18 protein-coding genes are annotated in these 20,419 nt (G+C 64.9%); 7 read left to right on the top strand and 11 right to left on the bottom strand.

Annotated features, from left to right (window positions below; genetic code table 11):
* Positions 1–9: 9 nt before the first annotated feature.
* The gene (locus AC26AR_RS12080) at positions 10–591 is read right to left on the bottom strand and encodes a TRAP transporter small permease (protein WP_077374878.1); all 582 of its coding nucleotides are present in this window, start codon (positions 589–591) and stop codon (positions 10–12) included.
* Complete coding sequence (locus AC26AR_RS12075) at positions 591–1,817, bottom strand: TRAP transporter substrate-binding protein (RefSeq protein WP_191237517.1); 1,227 nt, start codon at positions 1,815–1,817, stop codon at positions 591–593. The genes AC26AR_RS12080 and AC26AR_RS12075 overlap by 1 nt, the downstream gene beginning before the upstream one ends.
* Before the next feature lie 329 nt (positions 1,818–2,146).
* Here AC26AR_RS12075 and AC26AR_RS12070 point away from each other — a divergent pair, with 329 nt between their 5' ends.
* From AC26AR_RS12070 to trxC, 3 genes are all read left to right on the top strand, one after another.
* Positions 2,147–3,790, top strand: coding sequence for a GMC family oxidoreductase (locus tag AC26AR_RS12070; protein ID WP_488107110.1), 1,644 nt, complete (start codon positions 2,147–2,149; stop codon positions 3,788–3,790).
* A 155-nt stretch (positions 3,791–3,945) separates the two neighbouring features.
* Complete coding sequence (locus AC26AR_RS12065) at positions 3,946–4,935, top strand: YeiH family protein (RefSeq protein ID WP_255303127.1); 990 nt, start codon at positions 3,946–3,948, stop codon at positions 4,933–4,935.
* Positions 4,936–5,191: 256 nt separating this feature from the next.
* Positions 5,192–5,629 carry a thioredoxin TrxC gene (trxC, locus tag AC26AR_RS12060; RefSeq protein WP_077374872.1) on the top strand — a complete coding sequence of 146 codons (438 nt, stop codon included), beginning with the start codon at positions 5,192–5,194 and terminating at the stop codon, positions 5,627–5,629.
* Between the two features lie 141 nt (positions 5,630–5,770).
* Here the strand turns inward: trxC and AC26AR_RS12055 are convergent, their stop codons facing one another.
* Complete coding sequence (locus AC26AR_RS12055; RefSeq protein WP_488107109.1) at positions 5,771–6,541, bottom strand: SDR family oxidoreductase; 771 nt, start codon at positions 6,539–6,541, stop codon at positions 5,771–5,773.
* A 467-nt stretch (positions 6,542–7,008) separates the two neighbouring features.
* On the opposite strand from AC26AR_RS12055, the gene AC26AR_RS12050 reads away from it, so the two are divergent.
* Positions 7,009–7,374 (top strand): hypothetical protein, encoded by a 366-nt coding sequence (locus AC26AR_RS12050; RefSeq protein WP_077374866.1) that lies wholly within the window; start codon positions 7,009–7,011, stop codon positions 7,372–7,374.
* 157 nt (positions 7,375–7,531) lie between these two features.
* Here AC26AR_RS12050 and AC26AR_RS12045 read toward each other — a convergent pair whose 3' ends face one another.
* The 6 genes from AC26AR_RS12045 to AC26AR_RS12020 all read right to left on the bottom strand — a co-directional run bounded on the left by AC26AR_RS12045 (position 7,532) and on the right by AC26AR_RS12020 (position 15,074).
* Positions 7,532–7,867: a zinc ribbon domain-containing protein YjdM gene (locus AC26AR_RS12045; protein WP_077374863.1), complete on the bottom strand. Its 336-nt coding sequence runs from the start codon at positions 7,865–7,867 to the stop codon at positions 7,532–7,534.
* Positions 7,868–8,066: 199 nt separating this feature from the next.
* The gene (locus AC26AR_RS12040; protein ID WP_488107108.1) at positions 8,067–8,978 is read right to left on the bottom strand and encodes a hydroxymethylglutaryl-CoA lyase; all 912 of its coding nucleotides are present in this window, start codon (positions 8,976–8,978) and stop codon (positions 8,067–8,069) included.
* Between the two features lie 6 nt (positions 8,979–8,984).
* The gene (locus AC26AR_RS12035) at positions 8,985–11,246 is read right to left on the bottom strand and encodes an acetyl/propionyl/methylcrotonyl-CoA carboxylase subunit alpha (protein ID WP_488107107.1); all 2,262 of its coding nucleotides are present in this window, start codon (positions 11,244–11,246) and stop codon (positions 8,985–8,987) included.
* 106 nt (positions 11,247–11,352) lie between these two features.
* On the bottom strand, positions 11,353–12,171 hold the full coding sequence (locus AC26AR_RS12030) for an enoyl-CoA hydratase-related protein (protein WP_488107106.1): 819 nt from the start codon (positions 12,169–12,171) through the stop codon (positions 11,353–11,355).
* 83 nt (positions 12,172–12,254) lie between these two features.
* Positions 12,255–13,862: a carboxyl transferase domain-containing protein gene (locus AC26AR_RS12025; RefSeq protein ID WP_191237512.1), complete on the bottom strand. Its 1,608-nt coding sequence runs from the start codon at positions 13,860–13,862 to the stop codon at positions 12,255–12,257.
* Positions 13,863–13,904: 42 nt separating this feature from the next.
* Entirely contained in the window at positions 13,905–15,074 is a 1,170-nt protein-coding gene (locus tag AC26AR_RS12020) for an isovaleryl-CoA dehydrogenase (RefSeq protein ID WP_488107105.1), read from the bottom strand.
* 408 nt (positions 15,075–15,482) lie between these two features.
* Here AC26AR_RS12020 and AC26AR_RS12015 point away from each other — a divergent pair, with 408 nt between their 5' ends.
* The 3 genes from AC26AR_RS12015 (at position 15,483) to AC26AR_RS12005 (ending at position 18,143) form a co-directional block, all read left to right on the top strand.
* The gene (locus AC26AR_RS12015) at positions 15,483–16,223 is read left to right on the top strand and encodes an ATP-binding cassette domain-containing protein (protein WP_488107104.1); all 741 of its coding nucleotides are present in this window, start codon (positions 15,483–15,485) and stop codon (positions 16,221–16,223) included.
* A gap of 8 nt (positions 16,224–16,231) precedes the next feature.
* Complete coding sequence (locus tag AC26AR_RS12010; RefSeq protein WP_205694062.1) at positions 16,232–17,797, top strand: glycine betaine ABC transporter substrate-binding protein; 1,566 nt, start codon at positions 16,232–16,234, stop codon at positions 17,795–17,797.
* Positions 17,798–17,978: 181 nt separating this feature from the next.
* On the top strand, positions 17,979–18,143 hold the full coding sequence (locus AC26AR_RS12005; RefSeq protein ID WP_167592973.1) for a hypothetical protein: 165 nt from the start codon (positions 17,979–17,981) through the stop codon (positions 18,141–18,143).
* 197 nt (positions 18,144–18,340) lie between these two features.
* Here the strand turns inward: AC26AR_RS12005 and AC26AR_RS12000 are convergent, their stop codons facing one another.
* A complete protein-coding gene (locus AC26AR_RS12000; protein WP_488107103.1) occupies positions 18,341–19,198 on the bottom strand; it encodes an ABC transporter ATP-binding protein in 858 nt (285 codons plus the stop codon).
* A complete protein-coding gene (locus AC26AR_RS11995; protein WP_488107102.1) occupies positions 19,195–20,322 on the bottom strand; it encodes a FecCD family ABC transporter permease in 1,128 nt (375 codons plus the stop codon). The genes AC26AR_RS12000 and AC26AR_RS11995 overlap by 4 nt, the downstream gene beginning before the upstream one ends.
* Positions 20,323–20,419 lie beyond the last annotated feature (97 nt).

The following is a 20,419-nucleotide window of genomic DNA, read 5'->3' as shown; positions in this document are numbered from 1 at the left end:
ATGACCTCCTCAGTCCATGATGGACGGTTGCAGGTTGAAGGACTCGCCGCGGCGATAGCGCGCCCAGTCGGCGTAGAGATTCTGCAGCACGCGATAGATGATCATCACCCACGCCAGCGGCGTGGCGAGGTAGAACCACCACTGCATGACGTTGTCGGTGCCCGGCACGATGGCGTAGTTGTCATAGGCCAGCGTCACCTGGGTGGTGGTGAAGTAGATCACCATCAGCCCGAAGCCGATCCACAGCACGGCATCCAGAATCAGACAGGCGAACTGGCCACCGCGGGGCAGCTTCATGCGGATCTCGTTGAGGCTCAGGTGAGTGCGCTTCTTGACGTTGAGCGAGGCGCCGAACCAGGTCAGCCACAGGAACAGCAGCACCGGAATGCTGGTGCTCCAGGGGGCCTGCAGGCCGAAGAAGAAGCGCCGGATGACTTCGACGAAGATGATGCCGGCCATGCCGGAATAGGCGATCAGGATGACGACCTGTTCCAGATGGGCATCCAGCCACAGGAAGGGACGCGCCCAGGGCGCGGCCTTCTTGATGGCGGGGTGCTTGGTCGGTTGGCTGAAGATGGTGGTATCGCCCATTACCCCCTCCACCAGCGCTGCGGCTTGACGTTGACGGCGGCAGTGTCGCGGGAGATCTCACGCGCGACGGCATGGATTTCCTGATAGATGTCGAGACCGCCGGACCACTTGTTGAGGCGCTCACGCCATTGCTCCCACGGCTCGGGATTGAATTCCGGCGAGCACATCTGTTCGGCACGTGAGCGCTCGGCATCCGACAGCGGTGCCACGCGCACGTTGTTCTCGGCGAAGACGGTGCCGGGGGCGGGGTGCTCGGTGGCCCCGACGATCTCGAAGCGCCCGGCCTCGTTCATGCCCTGGGTGAAGATCTGTGCGCAGTAGGCGGACTCCATCACCTGGTCCTGCAGTTCTGCGCCGAGGCTGTCGAACTTGGGCAGGCTCATGCCGGTGTGCTCGGTGCCGGCGAAGAAGCGCAGGTCGACGGCCTGGGAGACCACCGGGGCCATGCCGGCGTAGGCCACGGCGCTCATCCAGGTCTCGGCGCCATCCAGCAGGCCCTGACGCAGGCCATCGAGGGTCTCTTCCCAGGCGACCGGCACCGGATTCAGGCCCAGCTGCTCCATGGCGATCCGTCCCATCTGGGTGCCGGTGACGCGGTTCTTGGTGCCCTTGAGCTGGTCGATGCTGGTGACCAGCGGTTTGTCCTGCCACTTGAGGCCGAGCATGATGCCGCGCAGGTCACAGTGGGTGAACAAAAACTGTAGGTTGTGGCGCTGGCGCAGGGGTTCACGCAGCAGCTGCTCGCTCTTCCTGTGATAGAAGAAGTGGAACATCGAGGCGACGGTGGGGAACAGATAGGCGAAGTCGAGCACGTTCAGGTAGGGCGCGCTGCCCGAGGAATTCTGGGTGGAGGCCGAGTAGATGTCGACGATGCCCTGCTGGGTCTTGGCCACGCAGTCCAGCTGGTTGCAGACCTCGTTGCTGCCCATGAATTCGACGCGGATGGCGCCGTTGGTGCGTTCTTCCAGATCCCGCGCGAAGAACAGCTGGCCGGACTTCTGGATATCGAGATTGCGCTCGTTGAAGCCCGAGGCACCGAAGCGCAGCTGGAACTTGGGCGCAGTCTTGTAGCGTTTCTGCTGCTCCTGATCGGCGGCACGCGCCAGCGTGGACGCGGTAAGACCTGCGCCGAGGCCGGTGGCGGCCAGCAGGGTCGAGGTCAGACCGAAGCGGCCCGAGATGTCGAGAAAGTCACGGCGTGACAACTTGCTGAGTGGCGATGGCATGGTAGTGCTCCCGGTGTTGTGTTTGCTTTTGTGGTGGGATGCAGTCTGGGCTGAACGCAGTGGGAATCTGGTGTTCCCTGGCGTCATGACACCTGTTGGCGTCTTTTTCTTGTGGTGTCTTTTCACACGTGACGAAAGCGAGCGTGTGACTGGGTTCCGCTTCGGCTTCGGGGGCGTTTCACATCCCTTACCGGCGCGAGACAAATCTCAATGTAGGGCAGTTCTTGTGCTTTGGCAAAATAAACGAGACGTTTTGTTTCGTATTTGACGAAACATGCTTTCGATACCATGATTACGAGACAATATGTCTCAATATGGTTGAGAAAATAATGAAAACAACACGTTACGCCAATGCAGACGCCAAAGCCTTCTATGACTACATCGTGATCGGGGCGGGTTCCGCCGGTTGCGTACTGGCCAATCGTCTCACCGAAGACCCTTCCATCAAGGTGCTGCTGCTCGAAGCCGGTGGCTCAGACTGGAATCCGTGGATCCATGTGCCGGTCGGGTATTTCAAGACCATGCACAACCCTGCCACCGACTGGTGCTACCTGACCGACCCGGATGCCGGCATCAATGGTCGTCGGCTGCAATGGCCGCGCGGCAAGGTGCTGGGGGGGTCCAGTTCGCTCAATGGGCTGCTGTACATTCGTGGCCAGCGCGAGGATTACGACGACTGGGCCGCCGAGGGCAATCAAGGTTGGGACTATCAGTCTGTCCTGCCATATTTCCGCAAGTCGGAGTGCCAGGCGCGGGGGGCCAACCAGTGGCATGGGGCGGATGGTCCACTGCATGTCTCGGATCTGCGCCTCAAGCGAGAGGTCGCCGAGCGCTTCATCCAGGCAGCGGTAGAGGCGGGGATTCCGCTCAACCAGGACGTCAATGGCGAGCGTCAGGAGGGGGTGGGCTATTTCCAGCAGACCACGTATCGGGGCCTGCGCTGCAGCACGGCCAAGGCATTCCTGCGTCCGGCGCTCACGCGCAGCAATCTGACGCTGGTCAAGCATGCTCACTGCCGTCGGGTATTGCTGGAAGGCAAGCGCGCGGTCGGGGTCGAGTACGAGGTGAAGGGCAATGTCTGCTCGGCGCGGGCGGAGCGCGAAGTGGTGCTGTCCAGCGGCGCCATCGGCAGTCCGCAGATCCTGCAGTGCTCCGGCATCGGGGACCCTGAGCATCTGGCCAGTATCGGGGTGGAATGCCTGCATGCGCTGCCGGGCGTCGGGGAAAACCTGCAGGACCACCTGCAGGTGCGGCTGGTGTTCAAGACCCAGTGCCGCACCCTCAATGATGAAGTGCGCAGCCCGATCAAGAAGCTGGCGGTCGGCACCCAGTACCTCTTCACACGCACCGGCCCGCTGACCCTGGCGGCCAGCCAGGTGTGTGCCTTTACCCAGTCACGCGAGGGGCTGACACGCCCGGATATCCAGTTCCACATGCAGCCGCTGAGTGCCGACAAGCCCGCCGATGGCGTGCATCCGTTCTCGGCATTCACCTCGTCCGTATGCCAGTTGCGCCCGCACAGCCGCGGCCATGTGCGCATCACCAGCGCGGATGCCAGCGTCTATCCCTCCATCCAGCCCAACTACCTCAGTGCCGAGGAAGATCGCCGCGTGGTGGTGGACGCCATCAAGGTGGCGCGGCGTATCGCCCGGGCGGCACCGCTGGCCGCCGTGATCAGCGAAGAGTACGTGCCCGGCGTGCAGTACGAGAGTGACGAGGAGTTGCTGGAGGCCGCGCGCCAGTTCAGCCAGACCATCTATCACCCGGCGGGGACCTGCAAGATGGGCCACGACCCGCTGGCGGTGGTGGATGACGCGCTGCGAGTGCATGGCCTGCACGGATTGCGGGTGGTCGATGCCTCGATCATGCCGGTGATCGTCTCGGGCAACACCAATGCCCCGACCATCATGATCGCCGAGAAGGCCGCTGACATGATCAAGGCGGCTCAGCGCGAGATGGCGCAGGCGAGCTAGCAGGTACCGGCATCTGTCATCTTCCAGGGCAGGGCTCAGGCCCTGCCATCCTTCTTGCCTTTTCATGGGATATTCGCGTGGCCAATCACGACAGCTCATCACTTCACGACACATCGACACCGCCTGCCCGTCTGTTGCGGAATCTGGAAGGGCGCGTGCGCATCATCATGCCGGGCCTGCTGATCTGCATCCTCATCGCGCTGGCGACCACCTTCATCGCTGATCATTACGGCGGCCCGACGCTGCTGTATGCCTTGCTGTTCGGCATGTCGCTGCACTTTCTCTCCGAGGACGGGCCCTGCAAGGCGGGGATCGAGTTCGCCTCCAAGACGGTACTGCGCCTCGGCGTGGCGCTATTGGGCGTGCGCATCACGCTGGAGCAGGTCGCAAGTCTCGGTGTTGGCCCGGTGATCACGGTAGTGCTCGGGGTGGTGGCCACCATCGTGTTCGGCGCGCTGCTGGCGCGCGTGATGGGGCTGGACCGTGACATGGGGCTGTTGACCGGTGGCTCGGTGGCCATCTGCGGAGCCTCGGCGGCGCTGGCGCTCTCGGCGGTGATGCCGCGCAACGCCACCAGTGAGCGTCACACCATCATGACCGTGGTCGGGGTGACGACCCTCTCGACCGTGGCGATGATCACCTATCCGCTGATCGTCAGACTGCTGGGGCTTGAGGATACCGAGGCCGGCATCTTCCTCGGCGGCACCATCCACGACGTGGCCCAGGTGGTGGGGGCGGGCTACATCATTTCCGAGCACACCGGCGATGTCTCCACCTTCGTCAAGCTGCTGCGCGTGGCGATGCTGGTACCGGCGGTGATGGTCTTCATGCTGCTGTTTCGCAGTGCACGCCAGGCCAATGGCGATGAGGGGGGCAAGGTGCCGATGTTTCCCACCTTCCTGATCGCCTTCGTGGCTCTGGTGCTGATCAACAGCCTCGGCTGGGTGCCCAGCGTCGCCGTGGAAGGCTTCACCGACCTCTCACGCTGGTGTCTGGTGGCGGCGATTGCCGCGCTGGGCGTCAAGACGTCGTTTCAGAAGCTGGCGGTGGTGGGCTGGAAGCCGGTGATCCTGATGGTGGTGGAAACCCTCTTCCTGCTGGTGCTGGTGACGCTGTGCATCAAGTTCGGGCTGGCCAGCGTGTGACCTGACGGCATGGGGCGCACGGGGGATGAACGACACGGGCCCTGCCATGACTGGCAGGGCCCGTGTCGCCGATGAGGGAATATCCCGAGGGGGCAGATGCCAGCCCGTGAGCGGCTGATACAGCCAGCCAATCAGGGCGATAAGATGCCTCAATTGCTTATCGGCCCACGAGTCGTATGATCTGCGCTATCAGTACGTGTCTGACGCTGAGTCGTCAGCGCAGCGCGCCGCATCCCCATTCTTCTGGAGTCCGATCATGTCTGAATCCCTCGTGCTGGCCTGTCCGCAATGTCTTGCCCTCAATCGTGTGGCCACCGCGCGTCTGGATGACAATCCCGTCTGCGGCAAGTGCAGCGCCGCCGTGCTGCCCCAGGAGCCGCTGGAACTGACCAGCGCCAACTTCGAGGCACTGGTCACGCGCAGCGAGATGCCGGTGGTGATCGACTTCTGGGCCAGCTGGTGCGGTCCGTGCAAGATGATGGGGCCGATCTTCAATGAGGTCGCGGCGCAGATGGGTACCCGCGTGCGTTTCGCCAAGATCGACACCGAAGCCCAGCAGGCGCTGGCCGGTCGTTTCGGCATCCGCAGCATTCCGACGTTGCTGGTGATGAAGCAGGGCAAGGAGCTGGCGCGCGAATCCGGCGTGATGCAGGCCGGTCAGCTCAAGCAGTGGCTGGCACCGCACGCGGTGTGACCACGGCCCGCGCGCGAGAAGTCCGCAGTTGAGCGTTCAGGGAAACCCGGACGCAGCTCAAGAACTGACAACGCCTGACGTGCAATCGCGTCAGGCGTTGTCGTCTCAGTCGGCCTTGTCGTATCAGTCGGCGTTGTCTTATCAGTCGGCGTAAACCATCTTGCGGGTCATGCCGCCATCGACGACATGATTCTGACCGGTGATGAAGCCGGCCTTGTCCGAGATCAGAAAGGCCACCAGCGCGGCGATGTCATCGACATGGCCGACGCGTCCGACGGGATGCTGGGCGTGGTCTTCGTCACTCAGCGACTCCGCCTCACCGTCCTTCTGCAGGCGGCTTGCATCGATCCAGCCCGGACTGACCGCATTGACGCGAATCTCCGGCCCCAGGCTCATCGCCATGGCGTGGGTGAGGGCGACGATGCCGCCCTTGCTGGCGGCGTAGGCCTCGGTATCCGGCTCGGATTGCAGGGCGCGGCTGGAGGCCAGATTGACGATGCTGCCGCCGGTCTCGCGCAGATGGCGCGCGGCGTGCTTGGCGGTCAGGAAGCTGCTGGTCAGGCTGGTATCCAGTACCTGATGCCAGCGTTCAAGGGACAGTCCCTCGAGCTTGCCCTGGAAGGGGTCGGCGATCGCGGCGTTGTTGATCACGGCGTCCAGGCGCCCGAAGGCCTGGCAGGTGGTCGCGATGCTGGCGGCGACGGCGTCTTCATTGCGCACATCCACGGCCTCGACGCGCAGGCTGTCCGGCTCGCCGTGGATCGCGGCGTGACTCGCCAGATACTGCTCGCCCGCCCGGACGTCGATATCCACCACCGCGACTCGCCAGCCATGGGCGAGCAGGTAGTCACTGATGCCGCGTCCGATTCCCTGGGCACCGCCGGTGATATAGGCCACTTTGCGTGTCATCATCGTGAAGTCTCTTGCGTTCTGGGTGGGGAATGTCCTTCATGGTCTCTCGTCCTGCCGGGTCTGCCACGTCGTTTCCGACGTGGCGCCGGCCTTCGACATGGCGACCCTGACCTGTGTCCTGATCGAGAGGATGACAAGCGGGGCATGCGAAAGCATGACGTGACGAGACCTTGCCATCATGCCAGCTACTGGTCGAGTGCCCCGTGGCAGACGCGACGACCTGATGAGACTGGCTGATTCTGTTGGTCTGTCCGCCTTGGCGACTTATCGCTTCGTCTAACAGCTGTCACACTTGGCACTGAAGTATTCGGAACTTCGCATTTACCCCCTCGCGAGTGGTGATCCGTCGTCTGGCCGTGTCAGGGGACGGGAACCCCTGCGCGACAGGATTGCCTGAAAGACGCCATCCCCGAATTTTCAGGAGCGCTGCCCATCACGGGAAATGGGCAGCGACATGAGGAACGAACATGAAGGATCACAGGCAACGCGGACTGATGGTGGGCGTGGCGATGCTGCTGGCGCTGGCGAGCGGCTGTGACGAGCTGGGTGCGCCGCGTCCTGCCAGTGTCACCACGCTGCTCGAGCACTCGGAGGCCTGGCAGGGCGAGCAGGTGGCCGTGCAGGGCAGGATACGCAGTGAGCAGGTGCCGGAGCGCTATTGGCTGGAAGGCGCCGGGCAGCAGCGTATCGAGCTGCATCCCCCCGAACGCATCGGTGCCTATCTCGGGCGCGAAGTCCAGATCAGCGGTCGTTTCGAATTCAAGGTGGGTGGGCAACGGCTGATCGAGATTTCCAACGTCACGCCCCTGGACAAGCCGACTCCCAAGCAGTGAGTGCTCACGGCCCCCCGGCGAGAGCGGGTGTCTTGGAGCATCAGCGCATGAAGCCCCGCCAGAGCAGACTCTGGCGGGGCTTCATGGTTCATGGTTCATGGCTCATGGCTCATGGCTCATGACGCTTCTCTGGTGTCACCAGAGGCACTCGAACCGCTCAGGCCTTCTTCACGAACATGGACTTGAGCTTCATCGGGCCGACGCCATCCACCTTGCAGTCGATGTCGTGGTCCCCTTCGATCAGGCGGATGTTCTTGACCTTGGTCCCGACCTTGACCACGGAGGAGGTGCCCTTGATCTTCAGGTCCTTGATCACGGTGACGGTGTCGCCATCCACCAGCTCGTTGCCGTTGGCATCACGATAGACCGGCCCGGTGTCCTCGACGACGGCCTCCTTGGACCACTCGTGGGCACACTCCGGGCAGACGAACTGCATGCCGTCGTCGTAGGTGAATTCGGAATTGCAGGCCGGGCAGTTGGGGAGGGCGCTCATCTCGGTGTCCTGAAGTCTGTCCCGCTTGTGTCGTGCGCCTGCGGGGTGCGCGGCGCTCAAGGCAAGGACATGCGATGGAAAGGCGCGCATCGGGCTCAAGCGGTGCGCGGAAGCCGGCAAGCCTACACCGATTGCGGGCAGATGGCCCACTGCTGCGGCGCTTGGTCGCAATTCCGGCGGCAACCTTCCCCGCTCGCCATCAGCCGTTCGCCATCAGGGCCTGGCCGACGCGTGAGCCATTGGGGCGCCCGAGCTTGCGGCTGATCCAGTCGCCGGTCGCGGCCAGGCGTGCCAGATCCACGCCAGTGTCGATGCCCATTCCCTGCAGCAGATAGAGCACATCCTCGGTGGCGACATTGCCCGAGGCTCCCTTGGCATAGGGACAGCCCCCCAGCCCGGCCACCGAGCTGTCGATCACCGCGATGCCTTCTTCCATCACCGCGTAGAGGTTGGCAAGCGCTTGCCCATAGGTGTCGTGGAAGTGGGCGGCGAGGCGTTCGACCGGCACCTCGCGGCTGACGCGTTCCAGCATCTGCTTGGCCTTGAGCGGGGTGCCGGTGCCGATGGTGTCCCCCAGCGAGACTTCATGACAGCCCATGTCACGCAGTTCACGCGCGACCGCCGCGACCTGCTCAGGGGCGATCTCGCCCTCATAGGGGCAGCCCAGCACGCAGGACACGTAGCCGCGCACACGCACGCCGGCTGCCGCTGCACGCGCCATCACGGGGGCGAAGCGCTGGAGAGATTCCGCGATCGAGCAGTTGATGTTGCGCTGCGAGAAGGACTCGCTGGCCGCACCGAACACCGCCACCTCACGCACGCCACACTCAAGCGCCGCCTCCAGCCCCTTGAGATTGGGAGTGAGGGCGGAGTAAGTGGTCACTCCACGGGTGTCATGCTCAGCCAGCGCCAGCATGATCTCGCGATGGTCCGCCATCTGGGGTACCCAGCGGGGGGAGACGAAACTGGCGGCTTCGACATGGCGCAGGCCCGAGTCGGCAAGGCGCCGGATCAGTTCCAGCTTGGTCGTCGTATCGACATGGGTGGGCTCGTTCTGCAGGCCATCACGCGCGCCGACCTCGACGATGCGTACGCTGTCAGGAAAGTGCATGCTCACTCACTCCTTGGCGTCGTCAGCCGTGAATTCCAGCAGCACGTCACCCTGGGTGACGCTGTCGCCGGCACGGAAGTGGAACTGCGCGACCTGACCATCGGCGGGCGCGTTCATGGTGTGCTCCATCTTCATGGCCTCCATCACCATCAAGGGCGTGCCGGCCGTCACCGCGACGCCGGCCTCGACCAGCTGGGCGACCACGGTGCCATTCATCGGGGCGTTGAGGGTTGCCTGGGTCTCATGCTGCGCGTGGTCGACGGCGTCCGCGCGGCGCCACAGCAGGCGCGACTCGGACGGGAGTGCGTCGCTGCTCTGCGCGCAGGTCAGCACCAGCAGCTCGCCGCCACGCGCCGGGGCGTGACTGGCCTGATAGCGACGACGGTGCCCGTCCAGCGTCACGGCGATGGCATTGCCGGCAAGACGCGACAGGTGGCCATCAAGGCTTGTCGTCTGGCGCTTCCCGTGAGAGTGGGTGATCACTTCCAGCTGCCAGCCCGAGGCAGGCAGAGGGGCGTCGTTCACGCTCGCGGGCCCGCCCGAGGCACGCGGGCGGCGGGCGATGACCTGGGCCACCTTGTCGCTGTGTTCCTCGCATTCGGCGTCCCCGGGCAGGCAGAACGCCAACGTCACCTGGTGGGGCGTGCCATTGCGCCAGCCATCACGGCGCTGCCAGGGGCTGGCGGGCTGGGTCGGCGCGGACGAGCCAGACGCGTCATCGCTGTCATTGAGGCGTGCCAGGGCCAGCAGGGCACTCGTCGCCAGCGTGCCGGGGTCCAGCTCCGGCGTCGGAAAAAGGCTGGCGTGGTGACGCTCGATGAAGCGGGTATCCAGATGGGCGGCGCGGAAATCCGGATGCGCCGCCAGTCGCGTCAGGAAGGCACGGTTGGTGGTGACACCACGGATCTCGAGCGCCGCCAGGGCACGCAGCAACGCATCGAGTGCCTGTTCACGGCTCGGGCCGAAGGTGATCAGCTTGGCCAGCATCGGGTCGTAATGCATCGAGACGTCATCGCCCTCGGCGACGCCGCTGTCCAGACGCACCTTGAGGGCCGTCGAGCCGGAGGCCTGTTGCGCGCTCTCGACCTCGGCACCGGCAAGTCCGGCGCCGATGAGATCCAGTCGGAAGCGTTCCAGCAGACCGGTGGCCGGCAGGAAGTCGTTGTCGGGGTCCTCGGCATAGAGCCGCGCCTCGAAGCTGTGACCCTTGAGCTCAAGCTCATCCTGCTGGCGGGGCAGTGGCTCGCCACGCGCGATGCGCAGTTGCCATTCGACCAGGTCCTCGCCGGTGATCATCTCGGTGACGGGATGCTCGACCTGCAGACGAGTATTCATCTCCATGAAGTAGAAGGCGCCATGGCTTTCGCTGCCGGGCTGCGGGGCATCGAGCAGGAATTCGATGGTACCGGCGCCGACGTAGCCGATTTCCCGTGCGGCGCGTACCGCGGCCTCGCCCATCTCGCGGCGCAGTGCCGGTGTCAGGCCGGGTGCCGGGGCTTCTTCCAGCACCTTCTGATGACGACGCTGGACACTGCAATCGCGCTCGAACAGATAGACGCCACTGCCATGACTGTCACAGAACACCTGAACCTCGACGTGGCGCGGCTGGGTCAGGTATTTCTCGATCAGCATGCGCTCGTCGCCGAAGGCCGCGCGGGATTCGCGTCGGCAGCTGTCCAGCGCTGCCTGGAATTCCCGAGCCTGCTCGACCACGCGCATGCCCTTGCCGCCACCGCCGGCGCAGGCCTTGATCAAGACCGGGTAGCCCATGCGGTCGGCTTCGGACTGCAGTAGCGCGTCACTCTGGTCATCGCCGTGATAGCCGGGCACCAACGGCACGCTGGCGGCCTGCATGCGCGCCTTGGCGGCCGACTTGTCGCCCATGGCCGCGATGGCACTTTCCGGCGGGCCGACGAAGATCAGTCCGGCCTCGGCCAGGGCGCGCACGAAGCCGGCATTCTCGGACAGGAAACCATAGCCCGGGTGCACGGCATCGGCGCCACATTGGCGGGCTGCCGCGATGACCTTGTCGACATCCAGATAGCTCTCCCTGGCGCTGGCAGGGCCGAGGCGCACGGCTTCGTCGGCTTCCCGCACGTGCAGGGCATTGGCATCGGCATCGGAGTAGACCGCAACGGTCTGGATGCCCATGGCGCGAGCGGTGCGCATCACGCGGACCGCTATCTCACCTCGGTTGGCGATCAGCAGCTTGCGGATCTCACCGCAACCGGTGGGCAGTCGCTGTTCAGTATCGCGATTGACGTTCATGGCAAGATCCCGTGGCGAAGTGGAAAAAGGGGGCGGTCGCAAGGCGCGTCTCAGCAGAAGACCGAGGGTGGCTCAGGACGTTGTCCGCGAGTCGATGAAGGGCGCGTCATGATGATGCGCTGTCGTCGTCGGATGGCGCCCAGGGCGGGCGAGTCCCGGCGAAGAATGCCGCCAGTCCAGCCTGTCCCTGTTCACTGACCCTCAGCTGACTGATCACCTCACAGCAGCGTGTCTGACGCCGGGTGTCGTCCTCGACGACGGCCACCTCGGCGAGCAGGGCCTTGGTGGCGCGGCTGGCCTCGGGCGAGGTCGCCAGCAGCGTGCTCACCATGTCGGCGACGCGCGCCGCCAGCAATTCATCACTGCACACGTCATGCACCAGCCCCAGCTGGTGGGCGGTGTGGGCATCGATGACTTCCGCGGTCAGTGCATAGCGGCGCATCTGGCGCATGCCGATGGCGCGCTGCACGTAGGGGCTGATCACCGCCGGTGCCAGGCCGATGCGCACCTCGGAGAGACAGAAGCGTGCGCGTTCGGCCGCCAGCACGATGTCGCAGCAGGCCGCCAGACCCACGGCGCCGCCGAAGGTGGCCCCCTGCACGCGGCACACGCTGGGACAGGGCAGTTCATCGAGCAGCTGCATCAGGCGGGCAAGCTCCCGGGAATCGGCAAGGTTATCCTCGCGCGAATACTCGACCATGCGCTGCATCCACTTGAGGTCGGCCCCGGCCGAGAAGCTCTTGCCTTCGGAGGCCAGCACCATCACGCGTACCTCGCCCTGACTCGCCAGGGCGTGCAGGTGCGTCAGATGGCCGTTCAGCGCCTTGATCAACCGGTCATCGAAGGCGTTGTGCACCTCGGGGCGCGCCAGGGTCAGAGTGGCGACACCGCGCTTGTCGATCTCGAGTCGGCAGAATTCAGTCATCGTCACCTTGTCCAATCAGTTAGCCAATGGATCATCATTCACCCAAAGAGTCGGCTGTCAGTGCGTTTGTCTGGTTGGGCGAATCACATGCGAAAGACTCCGAAGCGACTCTCCTCTATCTCGGCATTCATCGCGGCGGCCAGGGACAGGCCGAGAATGTCGCGGGTCTGCAGCGGGTCGATCACGCCATCGTCCCAGAGTCTGGCGCTGGCATAGCAGGGGTGGCCCTGATGCTCGTATTGTTCGCGCACCGGTGCCTTGAAGTCCTCCTGTGCCTGTTGCGGCCAGTCGCGGCCCTCCCGCGCATGCTGCTCATACTTGACCTGGGCCAGCACGTTGGCCGCCTGCTCGCCGCCCATCACCGAGATGCGTGCGTTGGGCCACATGAACAGCAGGTTGGGGTCGTAGGCGCGGCCACACATGCCGTAGTTGCCGGCGCCGAAACTGCCGCCGATCAGCACCGTGAACTTGGGGACCCTGGCACAGGCCACCGCCGTCACCAGCTTGGCACCGTGCTTGGCGATGCCCTCGTGCTCGTAACGTGAGCCGACCATGAAGCCGGTGATGTTCTGCAGGAAGACCAGCGGAATCTTGCGCTGGGCGCACAGCTCGATGAAGTGGGCGCCCTTGACGGCACTTTCCGAGAACAGCACGCCGTTGTTGGCGATGATGCCCACCGGATGGCCGTGCAGGTGAGCGAAGCCGGTCACCAGTGTCTCGCCGTAGTAGCGCTTGAATTCATCGAAGTCCGAATCATCCACCAGCCGACCGATCACTTCGCGCACGTCATAGGGCTTCTTGAGGTCCGTGCCGACGATGCCGTAGAGCTCGTTGGGGTCCAGCCGAGGTGGGCGGGATTCGCGCAGCGCGAGCTGCCCCTTGCGCTGCCAGTTGAGGCGCGAGACGGCTCGCCGTGCCAGTTGCAGGGCGTGGGCGTCATTGTCGGCGAAGTGATCGGCCACGCCGCTGATCTTGCAGTGCACCTCGGCACCACCGAGTGCCTCGGCGCTGATGTCCTCGCCGGTGGCCGCCTTCACCAGCGGCGGGCCGGCGAGGAAGATGGTGCCTTGCTCGCGCACGATGATGGATTCATCGGCCATCGCCGGAACGTAGGCGCCACCGGCGGTGCACGAGCCCATCACCACGGCGATCTGCGGAATGCCTTCGGCGGAGAGTGTCGCCTGGTTGTAGAAGATGCGGCCGAAGTGATCGCGGTCCGGGAAGACCTCGTCCTGATGGGGCAGATGCGCGCCACCGGAATCCACCAGGTAGAGGCAGGGCAGGCGATGCTTGCGGGCCACTTCCTGGGCGCGCAGGTGCTTCTTCACCGTCAGCGGAAAATAGGTGCCGCCCTTGACGGTGGCATCGTTGGCGACGATGACGCATTCCACACCGCTGACGCGGCCGATGCCGGTGACCAGCCCCGCGCCGGGCACCGGGCTGTCATAGACGTCATGCGCCGCCAGCGCCGACAGCTCCAGGAAGGGTGATCCCTCATCGATGAGGTGGTCGATACGTTCCCGCACGAACAGCTTGCCGCGCGATTCGTGGCGTTCGCGGGCCTTGTCGCCACCACCGGCGGCGACGCCGTCCAGCAGCTGGTGCAGGCGCTCGACCTCGGCCTGCATCGCGGCATGATTGGCACGGAACTGGTCGCTACGCGGATTGATCAGGGAGGTCAGAATGGCCATGCGGCAGCTCCATCAGCGAAGGGAAACGGATGGTGTGGGGCGTCATGCGCTTTCATTGAACAGCTCGCGGCCGATCAGCATGCGGCGTATCTCGCTGGTGCCGGCACCGATCTCGTAGAGCTTGGCATCGCGCAGCAGACGGCCGGTGGCGTACTCGTTGATGTAGCCATTGCCGCCCAGCAGCTGGATGGCATCCAGCGCCATCTGGGTGGCCTTCTCGGCGCAATAGAGAATGACGCCGGCGGCGTCCTTGCGCGAGGTCTGGCCGCGGTCACAGGCGCCGGCCACGGCGTAGAGATAGGCGCGGCAGGCATTCAGCGTGGTGTACATGTCGGCAATCTTGCCCTGTACCAGCTGGAACTCGCCGATCGCCTGGCCGAACTGACGGCGCTCATGCAGATAGGGCACCACGATGTCCATGCAGGCCCGCATGATGCCGATGGGGCCGGCGGCGAGCACGGTGCGCTCGAAGTCCAGTCCACGCATCAGGACCTTCACGCCGCGATTGACCTCGCCGAGCACGTTCTCGGCCGGCACCTGACAGTCCTGGAAGACCAGTTCGCAGGTGTTGGAGCCGCGCATGCCCAGCTTGTCGAGCTTCTGCGCGGTGGAGAAGCCGGGGAAGTCGCGTTCGATGATGAAGGCGGTGATGCCCTTGGAACCGGCGTCCGGGTCGGTCTTGGCATAGACGACCAGCGTGTGGGCATCCGGGCCATTGGTGATCCACATCTTGTTGCCGTTGAGCACGTAATGGTCACCGCGCTTCTCGGCCTTGAGCTTCATCGAGACCACGTCCGAGCCTGCGCCGGGCTCTGACATCGCCAGGGCACCGACATGCTCACCGCTCATCAGCCTGGGCAGGTAGCGCACCTTCTGCTCCGCGCTGCCGTTGAGCTTGATCTGGTTGACGCACAGGTTGGAGTGGGCCCCATAGGACAGCGCCACCGAGGCACTGGCCCGCGAGATCTCTTCCATGGCGATGCAGTGCGCCAGATAGCCCATGCCACTGCCGCCATCTTCCTCGGGGACGGTGATGCCCAGCAGGCCCATGTCGCCGAACTTCTGCCACAGGTCATCGGGGAAGGCATTGCTGGCGTCGATCTCCGCGGCGCGTGGTGCGATCTCGTCGCGGGCAAAGGCATTGATCTGCTCACGCAGCAGGGTGTGTGTCTCGTCGAGTCCGAAATCCAGCGGCGTATAGAGGCTGTGCATGAGCGGGCATCCTTTGCAGCGATGAGGTGAGAAGCGCTTCGAGCGTCTTGACTGTGCGCGCAGCCACGCGACAGGCGAGGCAGTGTTCATGGCCGGTGCAGGCGGTGGGAGATTCGTCAGTGACAGCCCGCCTGAGGTGGCTCTGGAATCACTCTAGAGTAAAGTTGACGTTAACGTAAAGGTTATCATCGTGCGCTTTGACCAAGGTCGCAGGCAGTGTCAGCTGACGTGTGCTGGCTCTTGGGATCGCGCGGGCACTCGCGCCGCCACTCTGGCCGGCACTCACGCCGTGACCAGAGTCGCCTGACCTGCGTGTCACTGTTAATCTGAATGGCAGGCAAAAGGCCTGACCGACGGGCAGGCGCCGTCATCGTTGCCCACCTCTCACCTGCAAGAAGGATCTTCTCGATGAGTGATGCTCGCGCCCCGGCGGTTCGCTTTCGCGATCTGCACAAGGGCTTTTCGGGTCAGCGATTGTTCGAAGGCATCGACCTCGAACTGCCGCGTGATCGTATTACCGCGCTGGTCGGTGCCAGTGGCTGCGGGAAGTCCACCTTGCTGCAGCTGATCAACGGGCTGATACGCCCAGACAGCGGTGAGGTACAGGTCTTCGGCAAGGGGGTGGACTACGCCAATCTGCCCGCCATGCGCAGACGCATCGGCTACGCCGTCCAGCAGATCGGCCTGTTTCCGCACCTCAGCGTGCGCGACAACATCGCCATTCTGGCGGACCGCGAAGGTTGGACGGCGGACAGGGTCAAGGCGCGCATCACGCGGCTGTTCCAGATGATGGACCTGGATCTGGCGCTGTTGACGCGTTATCCGCATGAGATTTCCGGCGGGCAGGCGCAGCGGGTCGGCCTGTGTCGCGCGATGATGCTGGAGCCACCGTTGCTGCTGCTCGATGAGGCCTTCTCGGCGGTGGACCCGATCACGCGCATCGAGGTGCATGCCCAGTTCCAGCGCATGCAGAAGGAAGAGCCGCGCAGCGTGGTGATGGTGACCCATGACATGAATGAGGCGCTGAGTCTGTCCGACCACATGGTGGTGATGGCACCCGGCGTGGTGCTGCAGGCTGCCAGTCCCGAGACGATCGCCAGGGCGCCAGCGGATGAGCGCGTGGCCCGACTGCTGGAGGCACGCGCATGAAGACGCTGATGACGACTCCCGTCCTGCAACGTTCGCGCCGCGGGCTGTCCGGCGCGCTGATGATCGCCGGCCTGGCGCTGGCGAGTCTGGGGGCCCTGGTGAGCAGTCCGCTTGCCAGCGCGGAAGAGGAAGCCGCGGCATGGCCCGAGGACAAGCCTATCGTGGTGGGCTCCAAGGCGGATCGCGAAGGCCATCTGCTCGGCGAGATCTTCGCCCAGGTACTCGAGGATGCCGGCTTCACGGTCGAGCGTCGCCTCGGGCTGGGGCAGACCATCATCACCTATCAGGGGCTGGCGGAGGGGGAGCTGGATGTCTATCCCGAGTACACCGGCACCCTGGCGCACGCCATCCTCAATCTGGACAGCGTGCCGCCGCTCGACAAGCTCGATGCTCTGAGTCGTGAACGGGGGCTCAGGGTGCTCAAGCCATTGGGCTTCAACAATACCTATGCCGTGAGCATGCGGCGTGAGCAGGCCGAGTCGCTGGGGATCAGGACGATCGGTGATCTGGCGGATCACCCGGAGCTCTCGATCGCGATGTCGCATGAGTTCATCAAGCGCTCGGATGGCTGGCCCGGGCTGGCGGATGCCTACGCGCTGCCGCAGGTGCCCCGTGGCATCGAACACGGCATCGCCTATCAGGCGCTGCGCGAGAGCAAGATCGACGCCACCGATGCCTACTCCACCGAGGGTGACATCCAGCGCTTCGACTTCGTGCTGCTCGATGACGACCAGGGCTATTTCCCCGAGTATCTGGCGGTGCCCTTCGTGAATGCCGCCTTGCCGGAGAAGGCTGTCGCGGCGCTGGATCAGCTGGCGGGCAGTCTCGATGAGGACAGCATGCAGGCGCTGAATGCCGAGGTCTCCACCGAGGAGCAGAGCTTCGCCCAGGTGGCCAGCCGCTTCATTCAGGAACAGGGCATCACCACCGAGCAACGCGAAGTCAGTGGCGCCAAGTGGGACAAGCTCGGTACCAATCTCATCGAGCATCTGCAGTTGACGCTGTCCGCGCTGCTGCTGGCGTGTCTGGTCGGTCTGCCGCTGTCACTGCTGGTCTACCGCAATCCGAAGGTCTCGCGGGTCGTGCTCTACGTCACCGGCCTGCTGCAGACCATCCCCTCCATCGCGCTGCTGGCGTTGATGATTCCGCTGTTCGGGATCGGGGTGGTGCCGGCGGTGATCGCGCTGTTCGTCTACTCCCTGCTGCCGATCATCCGCGCGGCCATTACCGCACTGCTGACGGTGGACCCGCTGCTGGTCAAGGTGGCGCGCGGGATGGGGCTGACGCGCCGTGAGCAGCTGCGTCACGTCATCCTGCCGCTGGCGACGCCCAATCTGCTGACGGGGATCAAGACCGCCGCCATCATCAACATCGGTACCGCGACCCTGGCGGCCTTCATCGGCGCGGGCGGGCTGGGCGAACCCATCGTCACGGGACTTTCGCTCAACGACTATGATCTGGTGCTGTACGGCGCGATTCCGGCGGCGCTGCTGGCCATCTGCGCGGAGCTGTTGTTCGAGTTGTTCGAGCGCATGGTGATTCCGGCGCATATGCGCGGGCTCAAGGCGCGTTGATCTGGACCGGGGCCGGAAAAACCCAGACAGGCCCGTCGCGATTGTTGTACACGGTGTGCAGCAATCAAGGAAAGGCGTTGCGCAGGATTATCGTTGGCCGCCGATGTGAGTAGAGTGAACGCCATAGTGAAGACTCGCTGACGGGAGTCTTGTGTAGCGAACCTTGAATTGGAGACGTCTCATGCGTATCAAGAATCTGTTCCCGATCGCGCTGGTCGCGGCCACCCTGGCACTCGGCGGTTGTGGTCTGTTCGATCATGGTCATGGCGGCCACGGCGGCGGTCATGGTGGCGGCCAGCAGCACGGCATGATCGACACCGGCTCTCAGGCCTCTCACCTGTCCTGAGTCTGCGTGAGGGCTGATGGCCCCGTGAAGAACCGCCCCCGACGCATGCGTCGGGGGCGGTTTTTTTTGTCTTCGCCAGAAGGCAAGAGGCGGCTGGCCAAGAGCGCTTGCGAACGCGACGCGCCTGACAGAACGCAAAGCGCCAGAAGGGACGGGAAGAGTCGGCAGGGCTGGAAGAACGGGAAGAGCTGGCAGGCCTAGAGTGCGCGAAGGGCCACGATGGCGGGCGGGCTGCCATCCTCTGGCCAGTCGACCCGTGCCTCGATGGCGTAGACCTCGCGCAGTCGCTCGGCGCTCAGTACCTCGCGCGGCGGGCCGCTGGCCGCCAGACGCCCGCGATCCAGCAGCCAGAGCTGGGCGGCATGCCGCGCGGCCAGGCTCAGGTCATGCAGCGCGACGATCACGATGCGCTGACGGTCGCGGGCATCGCGGCCAAGCCAGTCGAGCACCGCCAGCTGGAAGTGCAGGTCCAGGGCGCTGGTGGGTTCATCCAGCATCAGCAGCGCCGGCTCGCGTACCAGCGCCTGCGCGATGGCGACACGCTGGCGCTGTCCGCCGGAAAGCTGCCCGAGTCGTCGGGAGGCCAGCGGGGCCAGCTCCAGTGCGCTGACCAGCGCCTCGCAGTGGCGCAGATTGGCCTGCTCGTCCAGATGGCCGGCCAGGCGTCTCGCCAGCAGCAACGACTCGAAGACCTCAAGCATCGCGCCGCCTTCACTGAGCTGCGGCAGGTAGCCGATACGTGCCGCGCGCTGGCGTGGCGTGAGGGACGCCAGTGCCTCCCCGTCGAGACACAGCTGGCCGCTGGCCGGCAGTAGCCCGGCGATCGTCTGCAACAGGGTCGATTTTCCGGCACCGTTCGGGCCGAGCAGGGCGGTCAGCTCGCCACGGTGTGCGCGCAGCGTGCCCGGCATGTCCAGCACCGGATGCCCCCCGCGCAGGACGCTGAGATCCTGAAGCACGAGCCCCTGGTCATCGAGAGCGCCTTCGTCGCGAGACTGCGCGAGGCGGGCTGGCGCGTCGGATTCGGCGGTGGGCGCGTGATGTCGCTGGTTCATCCGTCGTGTCCTCGGCGCTTGAGCGTCAGGCTGACGAAGAAGGGCAGGCCGATCAACGCGGTGATCATGCCCAGTGGCAGCAGCACGCCGGGGATGAGCGAACGGCTGAGGATCGAGGTCAGCGACAGCAGCAGGGCGCCGATCAGTGCCGAGAGGGGCAGCAGGCGCTGTTGCTGTTCACCTACCAGCAGGCGGGCGATGTGGGGCGCGACCAGGCCGATGAAGCCGACGCTGCCGACGAACGAGACGGCGGTGGCGGTCAGAAGCGCCGTGCACATCAGGCCGCTCAGACGCAGGCGGCGCACGTCCACGCCCAGCGCACGGGCCTGGGCTTCCCCCAGGCTCAGGGCGGTCAGCTCGCTGCGTCGACGATGAAAGACCACCGCACACAGCGCGATCACCAGGCTCAACACGGCCAGGCGTGACCAGCTGCTGCGCTCGAGGCTGCCCATCGACCAGAAGATCAGCTGCTGCAATGCCTCGGGCGAGGCGACGAACTGCAGCACACCCAGCAGGGCATTGAAGAAGAACATCAGCGCGATGCCCAGCAGTACCAGAGTCTGTACGCCGACGCCGGGCAGGCGCTGTGCGCTCCACAGCACCAGCGAGGCCCCCAGCGCGAAGAGGAAGGCATTCAGCGTGACCCCAAGCCCTGCGCCTGCGAGGCCCTGCCATGAGGGCAGCACCAGCTGCACGAGGTCGAGATGCAGGATCAGGCCAAGCCCGGCACCGACGCTGGCCGCCGCCGAGACTCCCAGCGTGAAGGGGTCGGCCAGCGGGTTGTGCAGCAGGGTCTGCATCTGGGCACCGGCCATGGCCAGGGAGGCGCCGACGGTCACCGCCATCAGCGCGATGGGCAGGCGCAGTTGCCAGAGGATGGCGTGGGCGAGCGGATCGTTCGCTTCGCTCTGCCACAGTGCGGGCAGCAGACGTGCCAGGGGCAGCTCGCCACTGCCCTGGCTGATATCCAGCAGGCAGGCGGCCAGGACCGCGAGGCCACTGGTCCAGAGCCACAGGGCACCATGGCGCTTTCGACGGCGCCAGTCGGCGATGGGTGAGGTGACGGGAGAAGTCAGGGAGTCGGGCACGGTGAGGTCCGGCGGTGGCGTGTCAGTGTGAAGCACGGGCGGCAGCCTGAAGCGCTTGCGTGTCACAAGCCTAGCGACTTGGCGTGGGAAGGAGAAGCCACGAAAAAGACCTCCCCGAAGGGAGGTCTGGAAG

This window comes from Cobetia sp. PS-4MA, from assembly GCF_057670765.1.
This window is presented reverse-complemented; position numbering and strand designations above follow the sequence as displayed.

Coding starts and splice junctions, on each gene's coding strand:
- AC26AR_RS12050 (WP_077374866.1), top strand. CDS start 7,009: ATGAAGGATCACAGGCAACGCGGACTGATGGTGGGCGTGGCGATGCTG.
- AC26AR_RS12030 (WP_488107106.1), bottom strand. CDS start 12,171: ATGACTGAATTCTGCCGACTCGAGATCGACAAGCGCGGTGTCGCCACT.
- AC26AR_RS12015 (WP_488107104.1), top strand. CDS start 15,483: ATGAGTGATGCTCGCGCCCCGGCGGTTCGCTTTCGCGATCTGCACAAG.
- AC26AR_RS12035 (WP_488107107.1), bottom strand. CDS start 11,246: ATGAACGTCAATCGCGATACTGAACAGCGACTGCCCACCGGTTGCGGT.
- AC26AR_RS12080 (WP_077374878.1), bottom strand. CDS start 591: ATGGGCGATACCACCATCTTCAGCCAACCGACCAAGCACCCCGCCATC.
- AC26AR_RS12055 (WP_488107109.1), bottom strand. CDS start 6,541: ATGATGACACGCAAAGTGGCCTATATCACCGGCGGTGCCCAGGGAATC.
- AC26AR_RS12040 (WP_488107108.1), bottom strand. CDS start 8,978: ATGCACTTTCCTGACAGCGTACGCATCGTCGAGGTCGGCGCGCGTGAT.
- trxC (WP_077374872.1), top strand. CDS start 5,192: ATGTCTGAATCCCTCGTGCTGGCCTGTCCGCAATGTCTTGCCCTCAAT.
- AC26AR_RS12075 (WP_191237517.1), bottom strand. CDS start 1,817: ATGCCATCGCCACTCAGCAAGTTGTCACGCCGTGACTTTCTCGACATC.
- AC26AR_RS12020 (WP_488107105.1), bottom strand. CDS start 15,074: ATGCACAGCCTCTATACGCCGCTGGATTTCGGACTCGACGAGACACAC.
- AC26AR_RS12025 (WP_191237512.1), bottom strand. CDS start 13,862: ATGGCCATTCTGACCTCCCTGATCAATCCGCGTAGCGACCAGTTCCGT.
- AC26AR_RS12070 (WP_488107110.1), top strand. CDS start 2,147: ATGAAAACAACACGTTACGCCAATGCAGACGCCAAAGCCTTCTATGAC.
- AC26AR_RS12000 (WP_488107103.1), bottom strand. CDS start 19,198: ATGAACCAGCGACATCACGCGCCCACCGCCGAATCCGACGCGCCAGCC.
- AC26AR_RS12045 (WP_077374863.1), bottom strand. CDS start 7,867: ATGAGCGCCCTCCCCAACTGCCCGGCCTGCAATTCCGAATTCACCTAC.
- AC26AR_RS12010 (WP_205694062.1), top strand. CDS start 16,232: ATGACGACTCCCGTCCTGCAACGTTCGCGCCGCGGGCTGTCCGGCGCG.
- AC26AR_RS12005 (WP_167592973.1), top strand. CDS start 17,979: ATGCGTATCAAGAATCTGTTCCCGATCGCGCTGGTCGCGGCCACCCTG.